The organism is Rhodococcus oxybenzonivorans, from assembly GCF_003130705.1.
Lineage (GTDB): Bacteria > Actinomycetota > Actinomycetes > Mycobacteriales > Mycobacteriaceae > Rhodococcus_F > Rhodococcus_F oxybenzonivorans.
This window is the reverse complement of record NZ_CP021354.1, coordinates 4,428,387-4,454,365: the sequence shown is the minus strand read 5'-3', so window position 1 is coordinate 4,454,365 and position 25,979 is coordinate 4,428,387. Positions and strand designations below refer to the sequence as shown.

21 protein-coding genes are annotated in these 25,979 nt (G+C 66.9%); 7 read left to right on the top strand and 14 right to left on the bottom strand.

From position 1 onward, the window contains the following. Positions 1-38 precede the first annotated feature (38 nt). Positions 39-1,148 carry a winged helix DNA-binding domain-containing protein gene (locus tag CBI38_RS20885; protein ID WP_109331831.1) on the top strand — a complete coding sequence of 370 codons (1,110 nt, stop codon included), beginning with the start codon at positions 39-41 and terminating at the stop codon, positions 1,146-1,148. Here the strand turns inward: CBI38_RS20885 and CBI38_RS20880 are convergent. After that, positions 1,135-2,001, bottom strand: a complete 867-nt coding sequence (locus CBI38_RS20880; RefSeq protein WP_109331830.1) for a chromosome partitioning protein ParB — start codon at positions 1,999-2,001, stop codon at positions 1,135-1,137. The two genes, CBI38_RS20885 and CBI38_RS20880, sit on opposite strands and share 14 nt — an antisense overlap. After that, a complete protein-coding gene (locus CBI38_RS20875) occupies positions 1,991-2,686 on the bottom strand; it encodes a metallophosphoesterase family protein (RefSeq protein ID WP_109331819.1) in 696 nt (231 codons plus the stop codon). The genes CBI38_RS20880 and CBI38_RS20875 overlap by 11 nt, the downstream gene beginning before the upstream one ends. A gap of 65 nt (positions 2,687-2,751) precedes the next feature. Between CBI38_RS20875 and CBI38_RS20870 the strand changes: the two genes are divergently transcribed. After that, entirely contained in the window at positions 2,752-3,339 is a 588-nt protein-coding gene (locus CBI38_RS20870; protein ID WP_201453445.1) for a suppressor of fused domain protein, read from the top strand. Here the strand turns inward: CBI38_RS20870 and corA are convergent. Then, positions 3,336-4,397, bottom strand: a complete 1,062-nt coding sequence (gene corA / locus CBI38_RS20865) for a magnesium/cobalt transporter CorA (protein WP_109335247.1) — start codon at positions 4,395-4,397, stop codon at positions 3,336-3,338. The genes CBI38_RS20870 and corA overlap by 4 nt on opposite strands. Positions 4,398-4,555: 158 nt before the next feature. Here corA and CBI38_RS20860 point away from each other — a divergent pair, with 158 nt between their 5' ends. From CBI38_RS20860 to CBI38_RS20850, 3 genes are all read left to right on the top strand, one after another. Further along, positions 4,556-5,410: a PHP domain-containing protein gene (locus CBI38_RS20860; protein ID WP_109331818.1), complete on the top strand. Its 855-nt coding sequence runs from the start codon at positions 4,556-4,558 to the stop codon at positions 5,408-5,410. Next, the gene (locus CBI38_RS20855; protein WP_109331817.1) at positions 5,407-5,814 is read left to right on the top strand and encodes a hypothetical protein; all 408 of its coding nucleotides are present in this window, start codon (positions 5,407-5,409) and stop codon (positions 5,812-5,814) included. The genes CBI38_RS20860 and CBI38_RS20855 overlap by 4 nt, the downstream gene beginning before the upstream one ends. A 376-nt stretch (positions 5,815-6,190) precedes the next feature. Beyond that, complete coding sequence (locus CBI38_RS20850) at positions 6,191-7,384, top strand: NAD(P)-dependent malic enzyme (protein ID WP_109331810.1); 1,194 nt, start codon at positions 6,191-6,193, stop codon at positions 7,382-7,384. Here the strand turns inward: CBI38_RS20850 and CBI38_RS20845 are convergent. From CBI38_RS20845 to CBI38_RS20830, 4 genes are read right to left on the bottom strand one after another with little or no spacing between them, the layout of a single operon-like run. Further along, positions 7,381-8,169, bottom strand: a complete 789-nt coding sequence (locus tag CBI38_RS20845) for an ABC transporter permease (protein WP_230989900.1) — start codon at positions 8,167-8,169, stop codon at positions 7,381-7,383. The two genes, CBI38_RS20850 and CBI38_RS20845, sit on opposite strands and share 4 nt — an antisense overlap. After that, positions 8,166-8,816 (bottom strand): ABC transporter permease, encoded by a 651-nt coding sequence (locus CBI38_RS20840; protein WP_109331809.1) that lies wholly within the window; start codon positions 8,814-8,816, stop codon positions 8,166-8,168. The genes CBI38_RS20845 and CBI38_RS20840 overlap by 4 nt, the downstream gene beginning before the upstream one ends. Before the next feature lie 4 nt (positions 8,817-8,820). Next, entirely contained in the window at positions 8,821-9,978 is a 1,158-nt protein-coding gene (locus CBI38_RS20835; protein ID WP_109331808.1) for an ABC transporter ATP-binding protein, read from the bottom strand. 10 nt (positions 9,979-9,988) lie between these two features. Then, positions 9,989-10,966 carry an ABC transporter substrate-binding protein gene (locus CBI38_RS20830; RefSeq protein WP_109331807.1) on the bottom strand — a complete coding sequence of 326 codons (978 nt, stop codon included), beginning with the start codon at positions 10,964-10,966 and terminating at the stop codon, positions 9,989-9,991. A 160-nt stretch (positions 10,967-11,126) separates the two neighbouring features. Between CBI38_RS20830 and CBI38_RS20825 the strand changes: the two genes are divergently transcribed. Continuing rightward, positions 11,127-12,074: an ABC transporter substrate-binding protein gene (locus CBI38_RS20825; protein WP_230989899.1), complete on the top strand. Its 948-nt coding sequence runs from the start codon at positions 11,127-11,129 to the stop codon at positions 12,072-12,074. Here the strand turns inward: CBI38_RS20825 and CBI38_RS20820 are convergent. Genes CBI38_RS20820 through CBI38_RS20810 form a run of 3 tightly spaced genes read right to left on the bottom strand, consistent with a single transcriptional unit; the run spans position 12,033 to position 15,389 of the window. Then, positions 12,033-12,953, bottom strand: coding sequence for an alpha/beta hydrolase fold domain-containing protein (locus CBI38_RS20820; protein WP_109331806.1), 921 nt, complete (start codon positions 12,951-12,953; stop codon positions 12,033-12,035). The two genes, CBI38_RS20825 and CBI38_RS20820, sit on opposite strands and share 42 nt — an antisense overlap. Before the next feature lie 7 nt (positions 12,954-12,960). Continuing rightward, a complete protein-coding gene (locus CBI38_RS20815) occupies positions 12,961-13,791 on the bottom strand; it encodes an SDR family NAD(P)-dependent oxidoreductase (protein ID WP_109331805.1) in 831 nt (276 codons plus the stop codon). Further along, on the bottom strand, positions 13,788-15,389 hold the full coding sequence (locus tag CBI38_RS20810) for a flavin-containing monooxygenase (protein ID WP_109331804.1): 1,602 nt from the start codon (positions 15,387-15,389) through the stop codon (positions 13,788-13,790). Before CBI38_RS20810 ends, CBI38_RS20815 begins: the two co-directional genes overlap by 4 nt. Positions 15,390-15,458: 69 nt before the next feature. On the opposite strand from CBI38_RS20810, the gene CBI38_RS20805 reads away from it, so the two are divergent. Further along, a complete protein-coding gene (locus CBI38_RS20805; RefSeq protein ID WP_109331803.1) occupies positions 15,459-16,103 on the top strand; it encodes a TetR/AcrR family transcriptional regulator in 645 nt (214 codons plus the stop codon). A 116-nt stretch (positions 16,104-16,219) separates the two neighbouring features. Here CBI38_RS20805 and CBI38_RS20800 read toward each other — a convergent pair whose 3' ends face one another. From CBI38_RS20800 to CBI38_RS20785, 4 genes are all read right to left on the bottom strand, one after another. Then, positions 16,220-19,999, bottom strand: coding sequence for a multifunctional oxoglutarate decarboxylase/oxoglutarate dehydrogenase thiamine pyrophosphate-binding subunit/dihydrolipoyllysine-residue succinyltransferase subunit (locus CBI38_RS20800; protein WP_109331802.1), 3,780 nt, complete (start codon positions 19,997-19,999; stop codon positions 16,220-16,222). Between the two features lie 111 nt (positions 20,000-20,110). Next, positions 20,111-24,091 carry an ABC transporter ATP-binding protein gene (locus CBI38_RS20795; RefSeq protein WP_109331795.1) on the bottom strand — a complete coding sequence of 1,327 codons (3,981 nt, stop codon included), beginning with the start codon at positions 24,089-24,091 and terminating at the stop codon, positions 20,111-20,113. Continuing rightward, a complete protein-coding gene (locus tag CBI38_RS20790) occupies positions 24,058-24,837 on the bottom strand; it encodes an ABC transporter permease (protein WP_109331785.1) in 780 nt (259 codons plus the stop codon). Before CBI38_RS20790 ends, CBI38_RS20795 begins: the two co-directional genes overlap by 34 nt. After that, positions 24,834-25,931 carry an ABC transporter ATP-binding protein gene (locus CBI38_RS20785; protein WP_109331784.1) on the bottom strand — a complete coding sequence of 366 codons (1,098 nt, stop codon included), beginning with the start codon at positions 25,929-25,931 and terminating at the stop codon, positions 24,834-24,836. Before CBI38_RS20785 ends, CBI38_RS20790 begins: the two co-directional genes overlap by 4 nt. Positions 25,932-25,979 lie beyond the last annotated feature (48 nt).

The window sequence follows — 25,979 nt, the reverse complement described above, 5'->3', positions numbered from 1 at the left end:
CACGGTACTGGGGCTAACTAACAAAGGGGGTCGACGCGGTGGGTTCCGAACGCATGTCGGATCGGGCGCTGGGACGGGCCACGCTGGCCCGCCAGGGATTGCTACGCCGAACAGGGACGCCGGCTCTCGAGATGATCGAGCACCTGTGCGGGCTGCAGGCCCAGGCCCCGATGCCGCCGTATTTCGCCCTGTGGGCACGCATCGAGAATTTCCGGCCCGACGCCCTCTCCGAGCTCATCGAGCGCCGCGAAGTGGTTCGCATCGTCGCCATGCGTGGAACCGTGTTCGCGTTGTCGGCGGCCGACGCCCTGACATTCCGCCCGCTGGTTCAGCCGCTCCTCGATCGGGATCTGCGCACCAACACGCAGTACCGGGCACACCTCTACGGGATCGATGCCGCCGCTCTCGCCGCCGCCGGCCGCGACCTCGTCCGGGATCGGCCGCTCACGCAACTGCAGATGCGGCCGCTGCTCGAGGAGCGATTTCCCGGACGCGGCGGCGCGGCCCTCGCGCACGGGGTGCGCGGGCTCGTGCCGATGGTCCAGGTGCCACCGCGGGGGTTGTGGGGCAGGTCGGGACAGCCCGCGCTGGCGACACTCGAGTCGTGGGTGGGGCAAGCACTCGACCCGGCGCCGTCACTACGGACGATGGTCCTGCGTTACCTCGCCGCGTTCGGCCCGGCGAGTGCCCTGGATACACAGGCGTGGTCAGGCTTGACCCGGCTCGGCGAGATCCTGGACGAGCTGCGCCCGCAGTTGCGGGTGTTCACCGCGGAATCGGGAACGGAACTTTTCGACCTTCCGGACGCGCCGCGGCCGGAGGCTGGGGTGCCGGCGCCGGTGCGCATCCTCGCGCCCTTCGACAATGTGCTTCTTTCCCATGCGGATCGCAGGCGGATTCTCGACGACGAGGTGCGGAAGAGGGTCTTCACTCAGAACGGGATCATCAAGCCTGCCGTGCTGGTGGGCGGCAGGGTCGCGGGGTTCACGACCACGACCGTGGGGAAGGACGGGGTGATCCTCGAGGTGGAGCCGTTGACCACGATCGCCAAGTCTCATCGGCCGGCCATCGAAGCGGAGGGTCGTCGATTGCTGAAGTTCGCACACCCCGAGGCCGTCACCCGGGAGGTGCGGTTCACGGACTCGTAGACCGGTGCTTGCGGGGCGCCCGCTGGCTCAGTTCGGCGATGATCTCGTCGTTCCAGACATGTTGACGCACCAGGCGATACCGTTCTCGAGCCACCCACAGGTAGGCTTCGGCATCGGTGTGGTCGGGCAACATGCCGGCGGCCCGGACCATGCGCACGACCGGGAGGAACTCCTCGCCGAACCACCGACGCGCCACGGTGTCGCGGCCCACGAACTCGCCCATCTCCTGCATGAGACGAAATCCCCAGGCTTCGACGCACTCGCTGATCTCCGCGTACTCCCACGGATCGGTGACCGTCACCGCCTTGCGCTGGGCGCCGGTGAGGGGTACCCGGCTCAGGAACAGTCGGCGATGGTCCTTGATCAGCAGATCGCCGCGCTGCGTGATGCCGTCCGGCGAGATCCGGGTCAGGATCTCCCTCACGTACGCGTCGATGGTGCTCCAGTGCATCGCGTAGGCGATGGACACGCGGTGGTGGCCGTCGCTGACGAAGTGCATCGACCCGATTCTGTACACCTGGATCGGCGGAACCGACTCGCCGCGGCGCTGCGCTGCGGCCAGCCGCTGCCAGCGTTCGCGTATCCGGGCGGACGTAGGACGGAAGTACCGGTCGAAGTCACTGGTGCGGTCGACACTCCCGACGATCGAGTTGACGGGGATCACCTGCAACCCCAGTGACCGTTCGCCGATCCTCCCGAGCGCGGCCACCACTTCGTCGAACGGCAGGATTTCGTTGACGTCGTCCGGTTCCCTGCGTAACCAGTTGACCAGCCGGGAGAGCTCGGCGCGGCGGCGCTGACGGGTGAAGTCGTTCTCCGCGTCGGCGGAGGGGAAACCGGTGTCACGTGCCATGCCGTCGCCTCACGATCGTCGGTTCGGTACCCGAAGACATCTCCATGAGAGTGAACCCGACCGTGTTGATCACCGTCGTGGAGCCGAGCACTCTGTCCACGGGCGTCGTCCCGTACGGGTGCACGTGGCCGTGAACGAGTGTCCGAGCCTGCAACCGTGCGGCCAGCTGCTCGAAACACTCGAAACCGCGGTGCGGCGGGTCCTCGAGATCACCGACTCCGCGCGGTGGGCTGTGCGTGAGGAGCACGTCGACACCGGCTACTCCGGATCGGCGCGCATGCCACGCACTCGTCATGGCCAGGTTGCGGGCACGCCGGCGCTGCTGCCGTTCGGTCCACTGATTGGGGCCGTCGTTGTACCGAATCGATCCGCCCAGGCCGGCGATCCGCAGTCCGGCGATGCGGACGATCCGTCCGTCGGCGTTGACGGCGCCGCACGGACCCGGCCACGTCGACGGCATACCGGAACGCATCCATCCGACACGGCCCGCGGAATAGCCGGAAAGGTCGGGGTCGTGGTTGCCGGGCACGAACACGCACGGTGCATCGAGTGCATCCATCAGATACTCGAGATAGTCGAAGGGCAGATCACCGGCACCGAGGACGAGGTCGACCTTCATGGTGCGCCCCTGCGGGGTCCACAACGACTCGATCGTCTCGTCGGAGACCGCGAGTACCGAGACCATGGCCCGACGCTACCGGCTCGAGAGGCCGGGGGACGAGTGAGCGCGCGCGGTGGTTTGATGGCGGGGTGACTGACAGCGTTGTGGCAGCCGTTCGTGCGCACCTGCTCGAACAGATCGGGGGGCCCGAGCCGACCGCCGCCTCGGTGACGTTTCTGGGGGTCGAGCCTCTCGACGTGCTGCGGTTCCCGCCCGCCGAAGACGATCTCGTCCGGTACGTGACTCTGGGTTGCTCCCGGCACCCGATGGGTGATCCCGGGGAATTGGTGGCCGACCCGATGCGGGGTCCGCGCGCGGAACTCGTGCTGACGCTGCGCGGGGGAGCCGGGGTGAGCTCGGGTGTCGCGCGCACGCTCGCGGTGCTGGCGGCGGCGCCGTCGGTGGAGGGGGTGGTCCTCGTCGAGGACGCGCTCCTCGACCTCGGCGAGCCGTTGTGGAAGGACACGCCGTTCACGGCGGTGCTCCTGGGCAAGTCCTCGATTCCGGACCTGGCCCTTCCCGAACCCGCCGACGCGGTGCAGTTTCTTGCTGCCGTGCCCCTCACCGGAACGGAGGCAGCGTGGGTGCGACTGCGCGGCGCCGAGGCATTACGGGAAGCGTGGACCGAGGCGGGCATCGACGTGCGCGACCCGAACCGCGGCGCGGCGTCCCTCTAGAGCCAGTTGTTTCGGCGGAAGGTGACGAACAGCCCCACCGTGACCGACACAATGAAGGCCACCACGAGGTGATACCCGTATTGCCAATGTAATTCGGGCATGTTGTCGAAATTCATGCCATAGATTCCTGCGATCATCGTGGGCACGGCGGCGATGGCCACCCATGCCGAAATCTTGCGCATGTCGGTGTTCTGCTGGACGGCGATCTTGGCGAGAGCCGCGTCGACGAGTGAGCTGAGCACCTCGTCGTACTCGGCGATCCGCTCTGCGACGGTGGTGTGGTGGTCGAGCACGTCGCGAAAGTACCGCCGCACTTCCTTCGGCACCGGATTGCCGGGCGACTGCGTCAACCGCAGCAGCGGGTTCGACAGCGGGTTCACCGACTTGCGCAGTTCGACGATCTCCCTCTTGAGCAGGTAGATGTGCTCGACCGCGACGGTGTTCCGCGGGCTGAACACCGCCTCCTCCATGCCGTCGACGTCGTGTTCGATGGCCTGGGTGACCTCGAGGTACGTATCGACGACGTGGTCGGCCACCGCGTGCAGGACGGCATAGGGACCGAGCGCGAGCCGTTCCTGATTCTCCTCGAGCGAGCGCCGGACGTTCGCGAGCCCGGAATGATCGCCGTGCCGCACGGTCACGACGTAGTCCGCGCCCACGAAGGCCATGATCTCGCCGGTCTCCACGATCTCACTGGCGGTCGCCACTGAATCGTGTGGCACATAATTGACGGTCCGCAGCACCAGGAACAGGATGTCGTCGTAGCGTTCGAGTTTGGGCCGCTGGTGCGCGTGGACAGCGTCCTCGACCATCAGTTCGTGCAGGCCGAACGTCTCGGCCACGCTCTCCATCTGACCTTCGTCGGGTGCGAGGAGTCCGACCCACACGAATCCCCGGCCACGCCGCCGGACCTCGGCGAGGGCAGCCTGATGGGTGTACTTACCGGGCAGACGGATGCCGTCCACGTACACGCCGCAATCCACGACGGCGCGTGCGGTGGGGATGCGGATCCGGGGACCCGCGGACTTGTCGCGGCCTTGTGCCGGAAGTGAGGGCATGGGTGCGAGCACTCCCTTCAGCGTCGAGACCGAGGACTTGGTGTCGCGCAATCCTACGTGAGCACGGGAGTCCCGAATCCCCGACGACCGGACGGCACGACACCGCTCGACGCACGCACGCCCGGACCCTTCGCGAGCGCACCTGACACACTGGGCAGGTGCGCATCGATCTCCACACTCACTCGACGGCCTCGGACGGTACCGACAGTCCGGCAGACCTCGTGCGCGCGGCCGGTGCCGCGGGTCTGGACGCCGTGGCCATCACCGATCACGACACCACGGCGGGGTGGGCAGAGGCGGTTGCGGCGATGCCTGCCGGGTTGACCCTGGTCCGGGGCATGGAGATGTCCTGCGCGGGCCGGGGTGAGGACGGTCGTCCCGTCGCGGTTCACCTGCTGGCCTACCTCTTCGATCCCGCGCACGCCGCGTTCGCGCGGGAACGGGAGCGGCTGCGAACCGAACGGGTCGTCAGGATCCGGGCCATGGCCGAGCTGATGATGGAGGACGGCCTGCCCATCGACGCCGACGAGGTCCTGGCGGCAGCGGGTCCGGCCGCGGGTCGCCCACATCTGGCGAGGGCGCTGATGCGGGCCGGAGTCGTGAGCAGTGTCAATGAGGCGTTCGTCGACCTGCTGGCGCCGCGGGGCCGGTACTTCGTCGACAAATCCGACACCCCTTTGGACGAGGCGGTTCAACTGGTGGCCGAGGCCGGAGGGGTGAGCGTTCTCGCCCACGGGCGGGCGCGGGCGCGGGGACGGCTGCTGTCGCTCGATCACGTCCGGGAGCTGGCCGGTGAGGGTTTACACGGGCTCGAGGTGCATCATCCCGACCACTCGTCGGCCGATGTCGCGGTCCTTCAGGGACTGGCCGACGAATTGGGGCTCGTCGTCACCGGATCTTCCGATTACCACGGGACGAACAAGACGATCCGGCTGGGCGAGTTCGGTACGGATCCCGACGAGTTCGACAAGCTCGCCTCCAAAGCCTCCGGTACACAGGTGATTTCGGCATGACTGCACGCGATTCGGACCGCTACGGCAACCGCGACCACTACGACCCTCACGGCTACGACGCTGACCGTGACGACCCCTACGGCCCGACGACGCCGAGGTCCGTGCTCCCGCGCGAGCCACGTCGCAGATCATTTGTCGTCAGGGCGTCGCGCGCGTTCAGTGGCGCCGTCGCGGCCGGTGTGGTGATCCTGTGTCTCGTCGTGATCGGGTCCGCCTATGTGGGCGGCGGCAGGGGATTCCCGGGGCCGGGAGCCGTCTCGATCACCGCGCACATCGTCGCGTCCGTGGTCGTGGTTGTGGCCCAGCGGATCGCCGACCGTCGCGACGGTCTCGCCGCGGTGCTCGCATCAGTCGCCGTCCTCGCTGCGGCAGCGCTTCTGCTGGTCACCCAATGGTGGGGTTGACCGACGCTCGGAGAGTTATGTGAAACCGGCTCTCACGGTGACCCGTCGGTAACTTGTTCTCACAGGTAGAAGCCGGAAAACGTGAGACGTCTGACTCCCGTGGCGATTTGATTGTGCAGCGATCTTCGTGCTTGACTTAGCATCACTCCGACGTCGGCGCCACCGCCCTTCGGCGGGGATTTATGGCAGCGTTGCCAAGGGCTCACCCGCCCAGCGCCATCCACGCTTCGGAAGTTCTGCGGCCAAAGTGATCGCGCGCACCGGAAGCTTCACCAGTTGTCGTTCGCGGAGTAACTACGTAGATCAGCGCCGATCCGCATGGTTACTTCACAGTAACCCGGCCCCGAGTGAGCCTGGACTTAGCAGGAGTGTCATCGTGTCCATCGTGTCCGAACCCACCACACCGCAGAAGGTCGAGCTGACCGACGAGGAGATCTTCGCCGGCCACATCGGGGGGAAGCTCTCGGTAGAGACCACGACCGCCCTCGATACCCAGCGCGCCCTGTCCATTGCCTACACGCCCGGCGTCGCGCAGGTTTCCCGCGCGATCCACGCCGACGAGACCCTCGCCGACCGTTACACCTGGACCAGCCGCCTCGTGGTCGTCGTCAGCGACGGCTCCGCGGTACTCGGCCTCGGCGACATCGGTCCCCGCGCCTCCCTCCCGGTGATGGAAGGCAAGTCCGCACTGTTCAAGAACTTCGCGGGCCTCAATTCCATTCCGCTGGTGCTCGACACCAAGGACCCCGACGAAATCGTCGAAACCCTCATCCGGTTGCGCCCGAGCTTCGGCGCGGTCAACCTCGAGGACATTTCCGCACCGCGCTGCTTCGAGATCGAGAAGCGCGTGATCGAGGCCCTGGACTGCCCGGTCATGCACGACGATCAGCACGGCACCGCGATCGTGGTCCTCGCCGCCCTCAAGGGTGCGGTGAAGGTGCAGAAGCGGGACATCTCCTCGCTGCGCGTCGTCATCTCCGGCGCCGGCGCCGCCGGTGTCGCCTGCGCGAACATCCTGCTCGCCGCCGGCATCGCCGACGTGACCGTTCTCGATTCCAAGGGCATCGTCTCGGCCGACCGCAAGGACCTGAACGAGGTCAAGGTCGACCTCGCGGCCCGCACCAACCCCACCGGCCGGCACGGCGGGATCGTCGAAGCCCTCGACGGTGCGGACGTGTTCCTCGGAGTGTCCGCGGGCACCGTTCCCGAAGAACTCATCGCGACCATGGCGGACGACGCCATCGTATTCGCGCTGTCGAACCCGGACCCGGAAATCCACCCCGAGGTCGCGAAGAAGCACGCGGCGATCGTGGCCACCGGGCGTAGCGACTTCCCGAACCAGATCAACAATGTGCTCGCCTTCCCCGGTGTGTTCCGCGGTGCGCTCGACGCCGGCGCCCGTCGTATCACCGAAGGCATGAAGCTTGCCGCCGCCGAGGCAATCCTCTCGGTCGTCGGTGACGAGTTGGCTGTAGACAAGATCGTTCCCAGCCCGCTCGATCCTCGCGTCGCCCCCGCTGTCGCGGAGGCGGTCGCCGCCGCTGCTCGCGCAGAAGGCGTCACCGACTAGCGAGAATCCGTTGAACACCCCGGACCGGAGCCCGCACCAAGGTTCCCGCCCGGGGTGTTTGCCGTTCTACCGGGACTTCGCGCGGCGGCCAGGTCGGCCCACTCCTGGGCGCTGGTACCACGACGTAGCCGGCCCGTGCCCGGGACGGATGCCCACACCGCGAGCGCGAGAAGCCCGTCGACGACGAGGGCCAGGATCGTCACCAGCAGCGCACCGACCAGTACCCGGTCGTACTGACGCAAGGCGAGTCCGTCGAAGATGTACCGTCCGAGCCCGCCGAGGTTGACGTACGCGGCCACCGCTGCGGTTGCAATGATCTGCAGTGTGGCGTTGCGCAGTCCGCCGAGCATGAGCGGCAGCGCATTCGGTGCCTCCACGCGGCTGAGGACCTGCCACTCGGTCATGCCCATCGCGCGGGCGGCGTCAACCACCGTCCGGTCGACGTTCGCGACACCGGAGTAGGTGCCGGCCAGTAGCGGCGGAATGCCGAGTACCACCAGGGCGAGGATCGGCGGGATGAGACCGAGCCCGAGGAGCAGCACGAGGAAGGTCAGCAGGCCCAACGTGGGAAGTGAACGCAGCGCGTTGACGAGGCCCACCACCAGCACCTCGCCTCGACGCAGATGGCCGATGACCGCACCGAGCGGAACCGCGACGGCGGCCGAGAGGGCGACGGCGAGAAGGCTGTACCAGAGGTGCTCGAGGATGCGCGCCCCGATTCCGGTCCTGCCCTCCCAGTTGGCCGGATCCACAATGTAGTCCCACGCCCCGCCGAAGATGCTCATGCCGCCGCCTCCTTCTTCTGCCGCGTCCATGGTGTGAGCGCACGGGCGAGGAGGAACAGCGCCAAATCGAAGACCAGTGCGAGGACGACGATGGCGATGATCCCCGCGAGAATCTGATCCGAATAGTCACGCTGGTAGCCGCGGGTGAAGAGGGTCCCGAGACCGCCGATCCCGATCAGCGAACCGACCGAGACCAGCGAAATGTTGGTGACCGCCACCACGCGCACACTTGCCGCGAGAACCGGTAAGGCCAAAGGCAACTCGACTGTCAGTGCCCGACGCAAGGGTGTGAAACCCATCGCATTCGCGGAGTCGACGACGTCGGCGGGAACCGAGTCGAGGGCCTCCGGGACGGCGCGGACGAGCAGGGCGGTGGAATAGATGGTCAGGGCGATCACCACATTGAGCGGATCGAGGATCTGCAGTCCGACGGCGGACGGGATGGTGACGAAGAGGGCCAGCGAGGGAATCGTGAACGCGATGCCGGCGATGGTCGTGGTGACCTTGCGCAGCACCGATGCACCCCGGATCGCGGTCCCCACCGGGACGGCGATGACCAGGCCGAGTAGGAGTGGCATCAGCGCCAGGTACAGGTGGGTCTTCGTCAGGTCGACGACTACGGAAAAATTGTCGATGAGCCACCGCACAGGATCACGGCCTGTCGGGAGAAGTGGACGCGGGCGCGAAGAACTGCTCGTTCCGCGCGCGATCCTCGGCGGCCCGCTGTTGCGTCAGCTTCTCGATGACCTCGGACCCGAGGATGCCGCCGCGGGCGGCACCGTCCCTGTCGACGGCCACACCTATTCCTGACGGCGACGAGATGGCCGCATCCAACGCTTGCCGCAGGTCTCCGCCCGGCGGGAACAGTGAGCCGCCTGCCGCAGTACATTCCGACAGCGGGCGGCCCGAGCGCAACCCTTCGACGCCCGTGACGTCGATCCAGCCCCGCGGAACACCGGAATCGGTCACCACCAGCGCCCAATCGCCGCGGTCGAGCCGCAGTGTGCTCAGCTCCCGTTCGGTGGCCGTCCGGAGGGGATGAAGGGAAACCTCGTCTGCCGCGCGGAACGACAGGCCGCGATAGCCGCGGTCGCGGCCGACGAATCCGGCGACGAAATCGGTGGCCGGCGCGGACAGCACCGTGTCGGGCGCATCGTATTGCTGCAATCGGCCGCCCGGTCCGAAGACTGCCAGCCGGTCACCGAGCTTGACCGCCTCGTCGATATCGTGCGTCACGAACACAATGGTCTTGCGCAGGTCGGCCTGCAGTCGTTGCATCTCCGCCTGCAAATCCTCGCGGACCACGGGGTCCACCGCGCTGAACGGTTCGTCCATCAGCAGAATGGGCGGGTCGGCAGCCAGCGCCCTGGCCACACCCACACGCTGCTGCTGCCCACCCGACAGCTGGCCGGGATAACGGCCCGCCAGCGCGGGGTCGAGACCGACCCGCTCGAGCACCGACAGCGCAGCCGTCCGGGCCGCACGGCGGGAGTCACCGCGCAGGACCGGTACGGTCGCGACGTTGTCGATCACGGTGCGATGCGGTAGCAGTCCAGCGCTTTGGATCACGTAACCGATCCCGAGGCGAAGCTTCACTGCATCGGTGGAGGCGATGTCCCGGCCGTCGACCGAGATGGTTCCGGCCGTCGGGGTGATCATCCGGTTGATCATGCGCATCGATGTGGTCTTGCCGCAGCCGGAAGGCCCGACGAAGACTGTGAATGACTCCGCGTCGATATGCAGATCGAGGTTGTCGACCGCCGTGGTGCCGTCCGGGTACCGCTTGGTGACGCCCGAAAATGTGATCACCGTCGACTCCTCAGGAGACCGGCTTGTCGAGCCCCTGGTTTACGACCCACTGCTTCGCGGCTGCCGCCGGCTCCGTCTTGGCGTCACCGGACACGGCATCGTTCAACTTCACCAGCTCCTCCGTCGTCAGCTTCGCGGACAGTGCGTCGAGCGCTCGAGTCAGCTCGGCCGTCGACTTGGCTGCGCGCACCACCGGAACGACGTTCTGAGCCGGAAAATTGTTCTTCGGGTCTGTGAGCACCACAAAGTTGTTCTTCCCGATTGCCGGCGAGGTGGTGAAGATGTTCGCCGCGGTGATCTGCCCCGATGCCAGAGCCTCGACCGTGGCGGGGCCGCCGCCGTCCGCGATGGGGACGAAGTTGGCCGGTGCGATGTCGAGTCCGTAGTTCTCCTTCAGTCCGGGCAATCCGGCGCGGCGCTCTTGGAACTCGGCGGGGGCACCGAACTTCACCTCCGCCGAATGCGCTGCCAAGTCCGCAATCGAGGTCAAATTCCACTTCTGTGCGGTCTCCGCCGTGACGACGACGGCGTCCTTGTCCTCGGCTGGGGCGGCGGTGGTGATCGTCAACTCCGATCCGAGTGCACCCGGAAGTGCCGAGTTGACGTCGGCAGCGCTGGTGGCAGTCGACTGCGGGTCGAGGTACTGCAGCAGGTTGCCCGTGTAGTCCGGAATGACGTCGATCGACGCGTCCTTCAGCGCCGGAATGTAGGCCTCGCGGCTTCCGATGTCGAACTTCGTGGTTACGTCGAAACCGTTGGCGCGGAGAACCTCGGTGTAGATATTGGCCACCGTCTCGGACTCCGGGAAGTTCGCCGAACCCACGATGACGGCGTTTGCGTCGTCACCGGACCCTTCGCCCTCGGCCGACAACGGATCGGAACCGCCCCCGCACGCGGCGAGGGAGACCACGGCAACCGTGGCGACTGCGAGGCCGCCCAGAGTGCGGCGGGCGAACCCGTGACCCGAGGATGTGTTCGAGGTGCGCATGCGCGTCCTTCCGTTCGTTCACACTGCCGTTTGTTCACTACTGCCGCATGATCGGGAGATCCGGTGGGCACACCGCCGGGCCGATGTGGCGTCAGTGTAACGATAGGCAGGTGGGCAACACTGGTTTCGGCTCAGCGTGATGCGAGGGAAGGCGTGCGAGGTGGCACAGACAGGTAAGGGCGGATCGGGGAACGGGAGTTCCCGGAAGTCCGCTCGTCTCGGGGCATGGGCGGCAGCGTCGGTGCTGATTCTGGTTCCCGGCGCGCTGTCGGCCTGCGATGTCGACAACACTGCTCTCGACGGTTCCGCGGGACAGACCTCGGGTGAGGTGGTGGTGGGGTCGGGAGACACGGCGGAAAGCCGGGTCCTGGCCGAAATCTACGCGGGCGCTCTCCGTTCGACGGGTGCGCCGGCATCCACCGAGACCGGCCTGGGCGACCGCACCTCCTATCTTCGGCGGCTCGATGCGGGCGAAGTGACGTTGGTGCCCGAGTTCACCGGCCGGCTGCTGCGCTATTACGATCCCGAGTCGACCGAAAAGGAACAGGACGAGGTATTCGAGGCGCTGAGTCAGGCTCTGCCGCAAGGTCTTTCGATCTCAGACTATGCGGCGGCGGAGGATCGGTCCGCGCTGGCGGTGTCTGCGGACACGTCTACCCGGATGGCGGTGACGACGCTCGACGAGCTCATTCCCGCGTGCAGTCGTAGCTCCGCGGTGCTCACCCCCGATTTCGAGGCCGGCTCACTCGCCGATCTGACCGGTTGCACGTTCGCACAGACGCGCGCGGTTCCGGACGGAGCCGCGGCGGTCGCGGAACTCTCCGTCCCCGCACAGGTGGATGGCGCCGTGGTGGCAGGAGTGACCACCGCGACCCCGGAAGTCGCGAGCTCGGACCTCGTTCTGCTGGACGACGACGAGCCGATCTTCACAGCCCAGAACGTGGTGCCGCTCTACCGGGTCGGGGCGCTCGGTGAGCCCCAGATCAAGTCGCTGAACGTGGTGGCGGGGGAGCTGACGACAGCGGACCTGGCCGACATGATCGGCCAGGTCCGCGGTGGTGCCGATTCAGCCGACGTCGCTCGTGTCTGGCTGGACGCACATGTGTGATTTCAAGTAAGCCCCGAGTTCGGCGACGGCGTCCGCAGCCTCGCGTACCAACGAGGCCTGGAGGTGCGCAACGTGCCAGAGTCGGGCGTATTCGGTGAGCGTCACGTCGACGCCCGACTTCTCGAGCTTGTCGACGAACTCCAAGATCTGTGGATACAGAACCTCGTCGAGTCCGACGTGAACGACAGTGGGCGGAAACCCCTTCAAATCTCCGTGCAGCGGGGCATAACCGGGATCGAACTTGTCTCCGCTCCCCAGGTACTTCTCGGCGGCGTCGAACGACCACGCGGTATTCACCACGAGGTCGCGGTTCCGGATGGTGTCGCGCCTGCCCGGATCGACCCACGGTGAGATGAGTCCCAACGCGGCCGGGGTGACCCCGTGCCGGTCGATCAGGCGCCGCGCCGTGGCCGCCGCCAGACCACCGCCCGCGGAGTCGCCGGCGATTGCCAGTCGACCTGTCTCGTACCCGTGTTCTGTGGTCAGCTCGAGGAACGCTGCCACGGCGTCCTCCAGCCCGGCAGGAAACGGATGTTCGGGAGCCAGGCGGTAGTCGAGTGTGTAGACCACGCTTCCGGATTCACGTGCCAGATGCGCGGCCAGCGACCGATGGGTCGCGGGCGAGCCGATGGTGTACGCGCCACCGTGGAGATAGAGCACGGCGGTCCGGCGCTCGGTGGCGCCCACCGTGATCCGCTCGGCGGGCCGGCCGGCCAAGGTGGCCGGGCGGCAGGCCGCCCCCTCCGGCATCTGCTGCAGCGGTGCGGCCATTTCGAGCAGCGCCCTCTGCGCCGGATACGGCAGCCGCGAGTTGAGGCTCAGCCGGTAGAACGGCCGCAGCGCGGCGGCGACTACCGGGAGCGGCAAGGAGAAGCTCACGGCGACCTCAGTTCGGCTTGGGAAGGACACGCCCGGCGACGGCGGCGACCACTCGCTGGTAGCTCGGGCCGACCACGCGCACCCAGGCGTCCAGGAACTTCGCGTCGGCGCCGATCAGCACCCGCGCCTTACCCTTGCGCACACCCTTGACGATGGTGGCAGCCGCATCTTCCGGTGAGGTCCGGGCGAGCTTCTTGTCGAAGAACTGGGCGAACGTGTCCAAGTCTTCGCCGGGGCCTGCGGTGGCATTGCGGGCAATGGCTGTCTTGATGCCTCCCGGATGCACACAGGTCACCTTGACGGGATGCTTAGCAATCAGCATCTCCTGTCGCAGCGACTCGGTGAAGCCGCGGACCGCGAACTTCGCGGAGTTGTAGGCGGTCTGGCCCGGCATGGACAACAGACCGAAGAGGCTCGAGATGTTCACCAAGTGGCCGTCGCCCGAGGCAATGAGGTGCGGCAGGAATGCCTTGGTGCCGTTGACGACTCCCCAGAAGTCCACATCCATGATCCGCTCGATGTCCTTGAACTCGGACTTCTCGAACTCGCCGTGATATGCGATACCGGCGTTGTTGTAGACCTGGTTGATCGTGCCGAAGTGGGCACGCACGGCGTCGGCGTACGCGAGTACCGCTTCGCGCTCGGTGACATCCAGATGGTCCGACTTCACGTCGGCGCCGAGGGCGGCGACCTGTCGCGCCGTCTCGGCGAGACCGACGGTGTCCATGTCGGAGATTGCCAGTTTGGCGCCCTGCCCTGCCAGATTGACGGCGAGAGCCCTGCCGATGCCCGAACCGGCGCCGGTGATCACGACCACCTTGCCTGCGAATGTGCTCACTGTGCTGCCACCTTGTCGTCGTCGAGGTCGATCTGTGCCGAGATGGCGAACGAGTCCGAGGACTGACCGTTCACCTGCACCGGTGCGGGGAGGTCGGCGGCGGCCACACTGTCGTACGCCGCGAGGTCGAAACGCCGCGTCTGATTCCGGAACTGGAAGGTGAACCCCGGCCACAGTGTCGTGTTGTTGCCGTGCTTGTCGAGGTACCAGCTGGCGCACCCGCCGTTGTTCCACACGCTGTGCGACAGCTTCTCCTGGAGGTCGGCGTTGTATCGGTCCTGCGCGTCCTGCCGGACCTCGATTTTGCCGATGCCGTACTTGTCGAGGGTGTCGAGTGCGTCGACCAGGTAATTGAGCTGCGACTCGATCATGAAGACCATCGAGGTGTGGCCCAGTCCTGTGTTGGGACCGACGAGGAAGAACATGTTGGGGAAGTTCGCGATCGCCGCGCCCTTGTAACCCTGCTGCCCGCCTTCGTCGAAGATCTCGGCGAGCGAGCGGCCGTCCTTGCCGAAAATTCCCTGGAAGGTGGGGGAGTCGGTGACGTGGAAACCGGTGGCGACCACGATGGCGTCGACCTCGCGGACCGTGCCGGTCTTCGAGACGACTGCGTTGCCCTTGACCTCGGCGATGCCCTCGGTCACCAGGTCGACGTTGTCCTGCGCGAGCGTCGGGTAGTAGTTGTTCGAGATCAGCATGCGCTTGCAGCCGATCTGGAAATTCGGGGTGACCTTCTTGCGCAGGTCCTTGTCCTTGATCTGGCGGCGCAGGTGGCGCTCGGCCGCGAACTGCAGCGGCTTCATGAACACCGGTGCCTTCGCGAGCCCGACGACCTGGCTCTCACGCATCCAGTAGATCCCGCTACGGCACAGCTTCTGGAAACCGGGCAGGTACTTGAACGCGGCGTGCTCGGCCTTCGTGTACTCGCGGTCGGCGCGAGGCAGGATCCACGGGGCCGTGCGCTGGTAGACGTCGAGGTGCGACACCTTCTTGCCGATCGCCGGGACGATCTGGATGGCCGAGGCGCCCGTACCGATGACGGCAACCCGCTTTCCCGTCAGGTCGGCGTCGTGGTTCCAGCGGGCGGAGTGGAAGATCTCGCCCTCGAACTCTTCGATGCCCTTGATGTCGGGGAGCGCCGGCTCGCACAGTGCACCGACCGCCGAGACGACGATCTTCGCGACGAAGTTCCCCTTGGTGGTGGTGACTTCCCACCGCGTGGTCTGCTCGTTCCAGTGTGCGGATGTCACGTCACAACCGAAAACGTGGCGGTCGCGCACCTTGTACTTGTCCGCCACCGACTGGATGTACTTCTGGATCTCGGGCTGGGTCGAGAACGAGCGTGTCCACTCGGGGTTCAGCGCGAACGAGTAGGAGTACAGGTGCGAGGGCACGTCGCATGCCGCGCCCGGGTACGTGTTGTCGCGCCAGGTGCCGCCGACCTCCGTGCCGCGTTCGAGCACGAGAAAATCGGTCTTGCCTGCCTGGGTGAGCTTGATGGCCGCGCCCAGCCCGGCGAACCCGCTGCCGATGATCAAGGTGTCGACGTATCGGGCACCCGCGGTCGTGTCGTAAGTGTCTGTGACGGGAAGACTCATGTAGGAGACAATAGGGCGCTATTGAGGGGTAGTCAATAGCTATTGACCTCCGTTCAGTAAGATGCTGTCATGGACGTCGTGAAGCGGACCCGTCTCAGCCCGGAGCAACGACGGGCACAATTGATCGACCTCGGTGTGAAGATGCTGGCGCAACGGCCGCTCGAGCAGATCTCGGTCGAGGAGATCGCCGACCAGGCCGGAGTCTCGCGGGGACTGCTCTTCCACTACTTCGCTTCGAAGCACGACTTCCATCTCGCCATCGTGCGTCACTCCAGCAGCGAGATGCTGGCCCGGACTGCGCCCGACCCCTACGTGGACGACGCCCGGGATCCGTTGAAGATTCTGCGGTCCGTATTGGCCGCATACGTCGACTACGTGTCGGAGAACCGTGGCACCTACGTTTCGCTGCTCCGAGGCACAGCCAGTGGAGACCCCGACATGCGGGCTGTCTTCGAGGAGACGCGGGCAAAGATGTCCGAGCGCACCCTCGAGCAGCTCCCGATCCTCGGCGTCGAGCGGACACCCGCGGTGGAACTGACCGTCCGTGGCTGGATCGCATACGTCGAGGAGGTCACGATCAGCTGGTTGCGCGATCCGCAGCTCACCCGCGAGCAATTGATAGAACTCAACGTACAAGCGCTGCCCGCCCTCGCGGTCGCGGCGGCGCCCGAGATCGCCGCAGCACTGGTCGCGGCCACCAGCGCAAGCCCCTAGCCGGGCAGGTCCGGACACCACAAAGCCGGGCCGAGTTCGCTTCGTACAGCGAACTCGGCCCGGCTCAGTGGTGGTTCAGTCGATGTCAGCCGAAGGCTTCAGCCGTTACACGCTCTTCAGCCGAAGGCCTCATCGATAATCTCCTGCTGTTCGACGGCGTGGACCTTGCTCGAACCCGAGGACGGTGCCGACATCGAACGGCGCGAAATCCGCTTGATCCCGGCGAGTTTCTCCGGGAGCAACTCGGGCAGCGCGAGACCGAAGAACGGCCATGCACCCTGGTTGGCCGGCTCCTCCTGAACCCACCGGAATTCGGCGGCGTTCGGGTAGCGATCGAGCGTTTCACGCAGGCGACGGCTCGGCACCGGGTACAGCTGCTCGATTCGGACGATCGCGATGTCGTCGCGGTTGTCCTTGTGCTTCTTTGCGAGCAGTTCCCAGTACAGCTTGCCGCTGACGAGGAGCACCCGGGTGACCTTGCTGCGGTCGCCGTCACCGGTCTCGTAAACCGGCTCTTCGAAGACGGACCGGAACTTGCCGGTGGTGAAGTCCTCGATATCGGACACGGCGGCCTTGTTGCGCAGCATCGACTTCGGCGTGAACACCACCAGCGGGCGGCGGATTCCGTCGAGCGAGTGGCGACGCAGCAGGTGGAAGTAGCTGGCCGGCGTAGACGGCACGGCCACCGTCATCGATCCCTCGGCGCACAGCTGGAGGAAGCGCTCGATACGGCCGGACGTGTGGTCCGGACCCTGACCCTCGTGACCGTGCGGAAGGAGCAGCACGACGTCGGAAAGCTGACCCCACTTAGCCTCACCGGAGGAGATGAACTCGTCGATGATGGACTGCGCACCGTTGACGAAGTCACCGAACTGGGCTTCCCAGAGCACGAGGGCGTCCGGGTTGCCCACGGAGTAGCCGTACTCGAAACCGACGGCGGCGAACTCACTGAGTGCTGAGTCGTAGACCAGGAACTTGCCCGGGTTCTCGCTGCCGAGGTTCTGCAGCGGCGTGTACTCGTCGCCCGTCTTGCGGTCGATGAGCACCGAGTGACGCTGCGTGAACGTACCGCGGCGGGAGTCCTGACCCGAGAGGCGAACCATCTTGCCCTGGTCGACCAGCGAACCGAAGGCGAGCAGTTCGGCAAACGCCCAGTCGATCTTGCCTTCGCGGGACATTTCGCGGCGCTTCTCGACGACCGGCTTGACGCGCGGGTGCACCGAGAAACCCTCGGGCACGTTGACGAACGCGTCACCGATCCGCTCGAGGACCGAACGATCGACCGCGGTGGTCAACTTGGTGGGCAGCGGCTGGTCGAGCTCGACCGACTCACTCGGCTCGGGCTTGTACTTCTCCAGCTCGCGAACCTCGTTGAACACCCGCTCCAGCTGTCCCTGGTAGTCGCGGAGAGCGTCTTCGGCTTCCTTCAGCGAGATGTCACCACGGCCGATCAGCGATTCGGTGTAGCTCTTACGAACGCTGCGCTTGGTGTCGATCACGTCGTACATCGCCGGCTGGGTCATCGACGGGTCGTCGCCCTCGTTGTGACCGCGACGGCGGTAGCAGATCATGTCGATGACGACGTCCTTCTGGAACTTCTCCCGGAAGTCGACAGCGAGCTGGGCAACCCATACGCAGGCCTCGGGGTCGTCACCGTTGACGTGGAAGATCGGCGCGCCGATCATCTTCGCGACATCGGTGCAGTACTCGGAGGAACGCGAGTGCTCCGGGGCGGTGGTGAAGCCGACCTGGTTGTTGACCACGATGTGGACGGTGCCGCCGGTGCGGTATCCGCGCAGCAGCGCAAGGTTGAGCGTCTCCGCCACCACGCCCTGACCCGCGAATGCGGCATCACCGTGCAGCATCAACGGCAGGACGGTGAAGCCGTCCTCACCCTTGTCGAGGATGTCCTGCTTGGCGCGGACCAGTCCCTCCAGGACCGGGTCGACGGCCTCGAGGTGGGACGGGTTGGCGGTGAGCGACACCGTGATGTCGTTGTCGCCGAACATCTGGATGTACGTGCCCTCGGCACCGAGGTGGTACTTCACGTCACCGGAGCCGTGCGCGGCAGCCGGGTTCATGTTGCCCTCGAACTCCGTGAAGATCTTGGAGTACGGCTTACCCACGATGTTCGCCAGCACGTTCAGGCGACCACGGTGAGGCATGCCGATGACGACCTCGTCGAGCTGGTGCTCGGCGGCCTGGTCGATGACGGCGTCCATCATGGGGATGACGGACTCGGCGCCCTCGAGGGAGAAGCGCTTCTGGCCGACGTACTTGGTCTGCAGGAAGGTCTCGAATGCCTCGGCGGCATTCAGCTTGCTCAGGATGTACTTCTGCTGAGCGACCGTCGGCTTGACGTGATGCGCCTCGACGCGGTCCTGCAGCCACTGCTGCTGTTCCGGCTCGAGGATGTGCGTGTATTCGACGCCGACGTGGCGGCAGTACGCGTCGCGCAGCACGCTGAGCACGTCGCGGAGCTTCATCTTCTCCTGGCCGTGGAAGCCGCCGACCTTGAACTCACGGTCGAGATCCCACAGGGTCAGGTCGTGCGTGATGACGTCGAGGTCCGGGTGGCTGCGGAACTTGTCCTTGACGAACTGCAGTGGATCGGTGTCGGCCATCAGGTGACCGCGGTTGCGGTACGCGGCGATCAACTCGAGGACGCGGGTGTTCTTGTCGACCGCGCCTTCGGGCACATCCTGACGCCAGCGGACCGGCTCGTACGGGATGTGCAGCGCGTGGAAGATCTCGTCGTAGAACTCGTCGCTGATCAGCAGGTTGTGAATGGTCCGGAGGAAGTCGCCGGACTCGGCACCCTGGATGATGCGGTGGTCGTACGTCGAGGTGAGCGTCATCAGCTTGCCGACGCCCATGTCGGCAATGCGCTCGTCGCTCGCGCCCTGGAATTCGGCGGGGTACTCCATGGCACCGGCACCGATGATGGCGCCCTGTCCCTGCATCAGACGCGGCACGGAATGCACGGTGCCGATGCCACCGGGATTGGTGAGGGAGATGGTGACGCCCGAGAAGTCCTCACCGGTGAGCTTGCCGTCACGCGCGCGCCGGACGATGTCCTCGTAGGCGCTGTAGAACTGCGTGAAGTTGTGCGTTTCGGTGTTCTTGATGGCGGCGACGACGAGGGACCGGCTGCCGTCCTTGCCCGGCAGATCGATTGCCAGGCCGAGATTGGTGTGCGCGGGCGTGACGGAGTGCGGCTTGCCGTCGATCTCCGCGAAGTGCCGGTTCATGTTGGGGAACGCCTTGACCGCCTGCACGATCGCGTAACCCAGCAGGTGGGTGAAGGAAATCTTGCCGCCGCGGGTACGGGCGAGGTGGTTGTTGATGACGATCCGGTTGTCGAACATCAGCTTCGCAGGGATGGCGCGAACACTGGTGGCGGTCGGAATGGCCAGCGAGGCCGACATGTTCTTCGCGACGGCAGCAGCGGCGCCGCGCAGAACCTTCGTTTCTTCGGCAGCGGTCTCGGGAGCGGACGCCTTCGCGGTCGACTCCTTGGCCGGTGCGGTCTTGGCCGGGGCGGCCTTCGGTGCGGCCGTCTTGGGCGCCGCGGCCTTGGGAGCTGCGCCGTTGGCAGCGGACTTCGCCGGGGCGCCGTCGCCCGTCTTGGTCGCCGAAGTGGGTGCGGTCTCGGCCTTGGCGGCCGGCGGCGGCGACGTCTTGCCGGGGGGAGCGGCAGCAGATGCGGCGGTGGTGGTGCCGTTCGTGCCGCGTCCGTTGGCTACGCCGGCCTTGGCGGCGGCATCGGGGGAGTAATCCGTCAGAAATTCATGCCAACTCGCGTCCACGGACGACGGATCGTCCTGGAAACGCTGGTACATTTCGTCGACCAACCACTGGTTCTGTCCGAACTGGGATGTAGAGCTGCTGCTCACGGCAGGTGTTCGCCTCGTTTCTATTTCGGTACCCGATCAGAGCGCCTATATACATGAGAGTAGCCCTCGCGTGTGACGTGCGAATCGCCAGGCCTGCACGTGTGAGCTGTCTCACGGCCATCGGATGGGGTCACCATCGATGACGGTTCTCGCCCCGCGATTATTCCCTGCACCGCTCTCCGCCGCATCCCACAGTCCCGCATAGTGGCCACCAGCCGAGCGCAGGGTGGCGTGCGATCCGGTCTCCACGATCCGGCCTTCGTCGATGACGAGGATCACGTCGGCGCGCGCTGCAGTGGCCAGTCGGTGGGCTACCACGACCGACGTCCGGCGCCGGGTCACACGGCTGCCGGCCTCGAGAACCAGCTGCTCTGTGGCCGGATCGAGGGTCGCGGTCGCCTCGTCCAGGAGCAGGAGGTCGGGGTCGACCAGTTCGGCGCGAGCAAGCGCGATCAACTGTCGCTGACCCGCCGACAGTCCCTGCCCGCGCTCGCCGATGGGGTGACGCATCCCACCCCGCAGCCGGCCGATCGTGCCGAGCGCTCCGACCGCGCGGGCGGCATTCTCGATCTCCTCGCGGCTCGCGTCGGGCCTGCCGTACGCGATGTTGGTCGCGACCGTGCCGGTGAACAGATGCGCCTCCTGCGGGACCACGCCCAGTCGCCCGCGGTACTCACCGAGCGAATAGCGACGCAGGTCGACGTCGTCGACGAGTACGGAGCCGGACGTCGGGTCGTAGAAGCGGGCGAGCAGTTTCACGATGGTGGATTTGCCCGCGCCGGTCTTGCCGACCAGCGCTACCGTGGCGCCCGCCGGAATGTGGAGGTCGATGTCGGTCAGCGCGTCACTCTCCGCGCCGGAATAGCGGAAGCCGACGTCGCGCAGACGCACCTCGCCTCTCAGGTGCCCGTCGATCCGAGTGCGATGGTCGCCGGCGGCGCGCTCGATGGAACTCGGAGTGCGGAGCAGATCGCCGATCCGGAGCAGGCCGACACTGGCCTGCTGATAGCCGTCGAACACTTGGGACAGCTGCTGGATGGGCCCGAACAGCAGGCCGAGGTACAGCACGAAGGCGACGAGCGTTCCCGACGACGTCTCGCCGCCCGCGACCTGCCGGGCACCGACGAACACGACGGCGGCAAGCGCCAGATCCGAGAGGAACGCGATGAACGGGAAGTACAGCGAGATCGCGCGCTGGGACCGCATGCGGCTGCGGCGGTAACTGTCGGCGCGTTCGGCGAATCTGCGGGCGGCGAACTCTTCGCGGCGGTAGGCCTGCGCGGCGCGCAATCCCGCGATGTTTTCCTGGAACTCGGCGTTGACGAGGGAAATCCGTTCCCGGGACACCGTGTAGGCCACCGAAGAGATCCGGCGAAAGATCAGCGTCGCGAGCACGAGGGGCGGGATGACGGCGAGGGCGACGAGGGCGAGAGTGAGGTCGGTGACGACGAGTGCGACCGAGATCCCCACGACGGTGAGCACACTGACCACCGCGGTGGACATCCCGGTCTGGATGAACGACGACAACGCGTCGACGTCGGTGGTCATGCGGGTCATGATCCGGCCCGAAAGCTCCCGCTCGTAGTAGTCGAGGCCGAGCCGCTGCAGGTGCGCGTAGCTGCGCACCCGGAGTCCGAAGAGGACGCGTTCACCTGCGCGGGCGGTGAGCACCGTCATGGCCGCGACCACCAGCCAGTCGGCGGCGACGAGGGCGATACCGACCGCGGTGGCGGTCCACAGCGTCGCCGAGTCCTGCGGGAGCACCCCGTTGTCGATGGCGAATCGCACGATGGAGGGGAAGGCGATCCCGGCGAGGGAATCGAGCGCGAGGCAGGCGACCACGGCGAACAGTAGGCCGCGGACCGGTCGCAGGGTGCGCGACAGGTGGAAGTTGGGTTCGGGTAGCCGCAGGGTGCGGGTGTCGAGGCCCGGGCTTTCGAGCGCGGGAGGCAGAGCGTCGACTGCGGCCTGCAGTTCGGGGGTGGCCGCGATGTTTCCCAGGGCGCCGGCCATCGGTCCGCCGCCGCCGCGACCTCCGCCGCCGGGTCCGGTGGCGGGCGCCGGGGTCCTCCCGGCCGTGGTGGCGGCGAGAGCGGCGTCCGGCACCTCTCGGGGGCCCTCGGGCCACAGTTCCGCTGCGGAGGGGATGCGCTGGGTCGACATCGGATCGACCGCGCGCGGGCCTGCTTCCGAACCGTTTCCCTCCTCGGGGGAGGCGAACAGTGCCCGGAACAGGGCGCACCGTTCGTCGAGTTCGGCCACCGTGCCGCTGTCGATGATCGTTCCGCCGTCGAGGACGGCCACCCGATCGGCGAGCGACAGGGTGGAACGTCGGTGCGCGAGGACGAGCGCGGTGCGGCCGCGGCCCGCCCGGAGCGACTCGAAGATGGACGCCTCGGTGGTCGCGTCCACGGCGGACGTCGCATCGTCGAGAATCAGGACCCGCGGGTCGGTGAGGAGCGCGCGGGCCAGGGCGATCCGCTGGCGCTGTCCCCCCGACAGTGTGAGACCGCGTTCCCCGACCACGGTGTCGTAGCCGTCGGGGAGGGCGGAGACGAACTCGTCGGCCGCCGCCATCGTCGCCGCTTCCCGGATCTCCTCGGCGCTGGCATCGGGCCTGCCGAGTGCGATGTTGGCGGCGATGGTGTCGGAGAAGAGGAACGGTTCGTCGAAGACGAGGCTGACGGCTTCACGAAGGTGCTCGGCGCTGAGCTGGGCGACGTCGAACACGTCCTCGCCGGATGTCAGCGCAACGGTGCCCGAGGAGGGCGCGTAGAACCGGGGAAGCAGCAGCGACAGCGCCGTCTTCCCGGATCCCGCCATTCCGACCACCGCGACCGTCTCGCCGGGGGCGATCTGCAGGTCGAGCCCTCGCAGGGTGTCGCGGCCCGGCTCGAACCCGAAGGTGACCGACCGCAGATCGACGCCGAGCGGTCCGCCCGGCAGCGGGGTGGGGTGCGGTGGATCCGCGACCTCCGGTTCGGTGTCGATCACCTCGTACACCCGTTCCACGGCTGCCCGGGACAGTTGCGCCATGATCACCACGGACGACAGAGTGCGGGTCACCGCCGTCATCGTCGTGACGTAGGTGGCGAAGGCGAGGAAGGTGCCGATCGTGATGGAGCCGTGCAGGGCCAGGTAGCCGCCGACCGCGATCACACCGACGAGCCCCAGTTGGGGGAGTGCGGCCATGGTGGGCGTGAAGCGGGAGTTGATGCGGGCGGCCCGCAGGCGTTCCGCATACAGCGCCCGACTGTGGTGTTCGAGCTGATCGACGGCCCGCCGTTCCTGCCCGAAGCCCTTCACGACGCGCACCCCGGTGACCGTCTCCTCGACGTGTTGCGCGAGGTCGGCCGCCCGCTGCTGGGCGGACCACGTGGCGGCGAACAGCGTCGGGCGCATCGCGTAGACGACGAGACAGACGAGGGGGACGATCACCAGCGCGACCACCGTCAGCAGCGGGGAAAGCCACACCATGATGCCGAGGGCGAGGACGAATTGAAGCAACGCGCCCGCCGACAACGGGACCATCGCGAGGAGTCCCTGCACCAGTTGCAGATCGGTGATGGACCGCGACACCACCTGGCCGGTGCGAATCTGGTCCTGACCACGTCCGTCGAGGCGTTGCAGGGCACCGAGCAGACCCAGCCTGAGGTCGTGCTGGACGTCGAGCGACAGCTTGCCCGCCAGCATCCGCCGGCCGTACTGACACGCGAAGCGCACACACGCGAGGAGCGCGATCAGGAGCGCTGCGATGCCGATGACCTCGGTGGCGCGATCCGTACCGGCGGCGTCGAGCGCGTACTTGGTGAGCAGCGGGAACGAAATATCGATGCCCGCCGCGACGACCGTCACGGTCAGAGCCCCCACGGTCGCGCGGCGATGTGTCCAGCACTCGGCGCTGAGCCGGCGTATCCAGCCGGGCCGTACCGTGTCGCGTACGCGCGTCTGCTCCCGCTCGATCACTGAGCCGGATGTGCTCTCACCTGCCGCTGTGTCCACGTTAGCCACTGTGTCCACGTTAGCGCTGCGGTCCGACACCGCAGTCGCGGCGTTCCTCAGGTGATGTCGCGACTGCGAGTCAGGGCCCATCCGCCGAGGGTGAAGAGTGCCGTCCACACCACCACCGCGATCGGTGCGGCGGGCCACAACGGCAACCAGTCGATGTCGTTGCCCGCGGCCGCGTTGGCGACGGACCCCAGGGTGGCCGACACAGGGAGGACGTCGCCCACCGCGCCGATGCCGAGGCCGCTGAGGATCGAGCGCAGAATCATCTCGCCGAGGGTGTACCACACGACGAGTGAGATGCAACTACCGACGGAGGAGCCGGTCAGCATCGACATCCCGCCACCGATCAGCGCCCAGCATGCGGCAGCAACCAACGCAGCGGGCAACATCGCGAAGAGGGAACCCCGCAGTGCGAAGTTCTCTCCGCCGAACGTCAGCAGCAGGGCGACGCTGATCATCTCGACGACGAGGCAGTAGAAAAATCCGAACGCGGCAGTGACGGCCAGTTTCGCGCCGATCACCCCGTCTCGGCCACGTGCGGTGAGGAAAGTGGTGGTCAGTGTCTTGTAGCGGAACTCGGTACCGGCATTCACTGCTCCGAAGAGGGCGGCGAAGAGCACGACGAGCGACAGGGCGACGGCCAGCCCGAACACGGTGGCAGCGAGGTTGGCGTCTGCCGGATCGGCTTCGAACGCGTCGGTGAAGGCACGTAGCACCGGCAGGGAGATGGCGCTCGAGAACATCCCGACGACCAGCGGGGTCAGCCCGAGCATCCACCAGAACCGCAGCGTGGTGACCTTGCGGAATTCCGCGGTGAGCAGGGCGGTCATCGCGGACCTCCGGACATCGGACCCTGCGGGTGCGGGGCATACGCGGGCGGATACCCGGCCGGCGCGCCGTAGCCCGGAGGAGGGCCGGCACCCGGGTGGCCGGGGTAGTGGGGCTGCTGGGGGTAGGCCGGGGGCGGGCCGTACCCGGAGGGCGAAGCCGCGCTCGCACCGGCAACGTACTGGCCGGTCGTCATCGACAGGAAGAGTTGCTCGAGGTCGATGTGCTCGGCCACGGCGCCGAAGATCGTCACTCCGGCTCCGGTGGCCACGGACTGCACGACGTCCAGTGCCGCACCCGTCACGGCGAGACGGCCGTCGGCCAGGGACCGGGCATCGACGATGCCTCGCGCGGCCAGAGCGGTCGCCAGCGCAGCCGGACTCGAGGAGGCGACCAGTAGGCGGCTCTGCTGCGACTTCCGCAGGTCCTCCATCCTTCCCTGATAAACGAGTGCACCCCGACTGACGATGACCAGGGTGTCGACCGTCTGCTCGACCTCCCGGAGGATGTGGCTCGAGACGAGGACGGTCCGCCCCGAGGCGGCGAAGCCTTTCAGGAACTCCCGCAGCCACGCGATCCCCTCGGGATCGAGTCCGTTGGCCGGTTCGTCGAGGACCAGGATGCGTGGATCGCCCAGCAGGGCGGTCGCGAGCGAAAGGCGCTGTCGCATGCCCAGCGAGAATCCGCCGGCCTTACGCCCCGCCACGTCTTCGAGCCCGACCAACGCGAGTACCTGTCGGGCCCGCGCGTCCGGCACCCCGATGGCCGAGGCGTACACCTTCAAGTGATCGAGCGCGGTGCGCGCAGGGTGCAGGCTCTGGGAGTCGAGCACGGCGCCGACCGTGCGGGCAGGATCTCGCAGTGCCCGAATCGGGACGCCCTCGACTGCGGAGGTTCCGTCGCTGGGCCGGACGAGTCCGAGGATCATCCGCAGCGTCGTCGTCTTACCCGAGCCGTTGGGGCCGAGGAAACCGGTGATCGAACCGTGCGGAACGGAGAAACTGAGGTCGGAGACGGCGGTGACGTTCTTGAAGCTCTTCGACAGCCCGCGCACCTCGATCGGCGCCGCGACACGTGCCGGCATTGCAGTGGTCAAGCCGTCCTCCCCTGAACATGATCGTGTGGAATCGACTCGACCCTACTG

What these genes read in the sequence shown, in the direction of transcription:
- CBI38_RS20880 (WP_109331830.1), bottom strand. Translation starts at nt 2,001, where the DNA reads ATGGCACGTGACACCGGTTTCCCCTCCGCCGACGCGGAGAACGACTTC.
- CBI38_RS20875 (WP_109331819.1), bottom strand. Translation starts at nt 2,686, where the DNA reads ATGGTCTCGGTACTCGCGGTCTCCGACGAGACGATCGAGTCGTTGTGG.
- corA (WP_109335247.1), bottom strand. Translation starts at nt 4,397, where the DNA reads ATGCCCTCACTTCCGGCACAAGGCCGCGACAAGTCCGCGGGTCCCCGG.
- CBI38_RS20855 (WP_109331817.1), top strand. Translation starts at nt 5,407, where the DNA reads ATGACTGCACGCGATTCGGACCGCTACGGCAACCGCGACCACTACGAC.
- CBI38_RS20845 (WP_230989900.1), bottom strand. Translation starts at nt 8,169, where the DNA reads ATGAGCATCTTCGGCGGGGCGTGGGACTACATTGTGGATCCGGCCAAC.
- CBI38_RS20830 (WP_109331807.1), bottom strand. Translation starts at nt 10,966, where the DNA reads ATGCGCACCTCGAACACATCCTCGGGTCACGGGTTCGCCCGCCGCACT.
- CBI38_RS20810 (WP_109331804.1), bottom strand. Translation starts at nt 15,389, where the DNA reads ATGAGTCTTCCCGTCACAGACACTTACGACACGACCGCGGGTGCCCGA.
- CBI38_RS20805 (WP_109331803.1), top strand. Translation starts at nt 15,459, where the DNA reads ATGGACGTCGTGAAGCGGACCCGTCTCAGCCCGGAGCAACGACGGGCA.
- CBI38_RS20795 (WP_109331795.1), bottom strand. Translation starts at nt 24,091, where the DNA reads ATGGGCCCTGACTCGCAGTCGCGACATCACCTGAGGAACGCCGCGACT.
- CBI38_RS20790 (WP_109331785.1), bottom strand. Translation starts at nt 24,837, where the DNA reads ATGACCGCCCTGCTCACCGCGGAATTCCGCAAGGTCACCACGCTGCGG.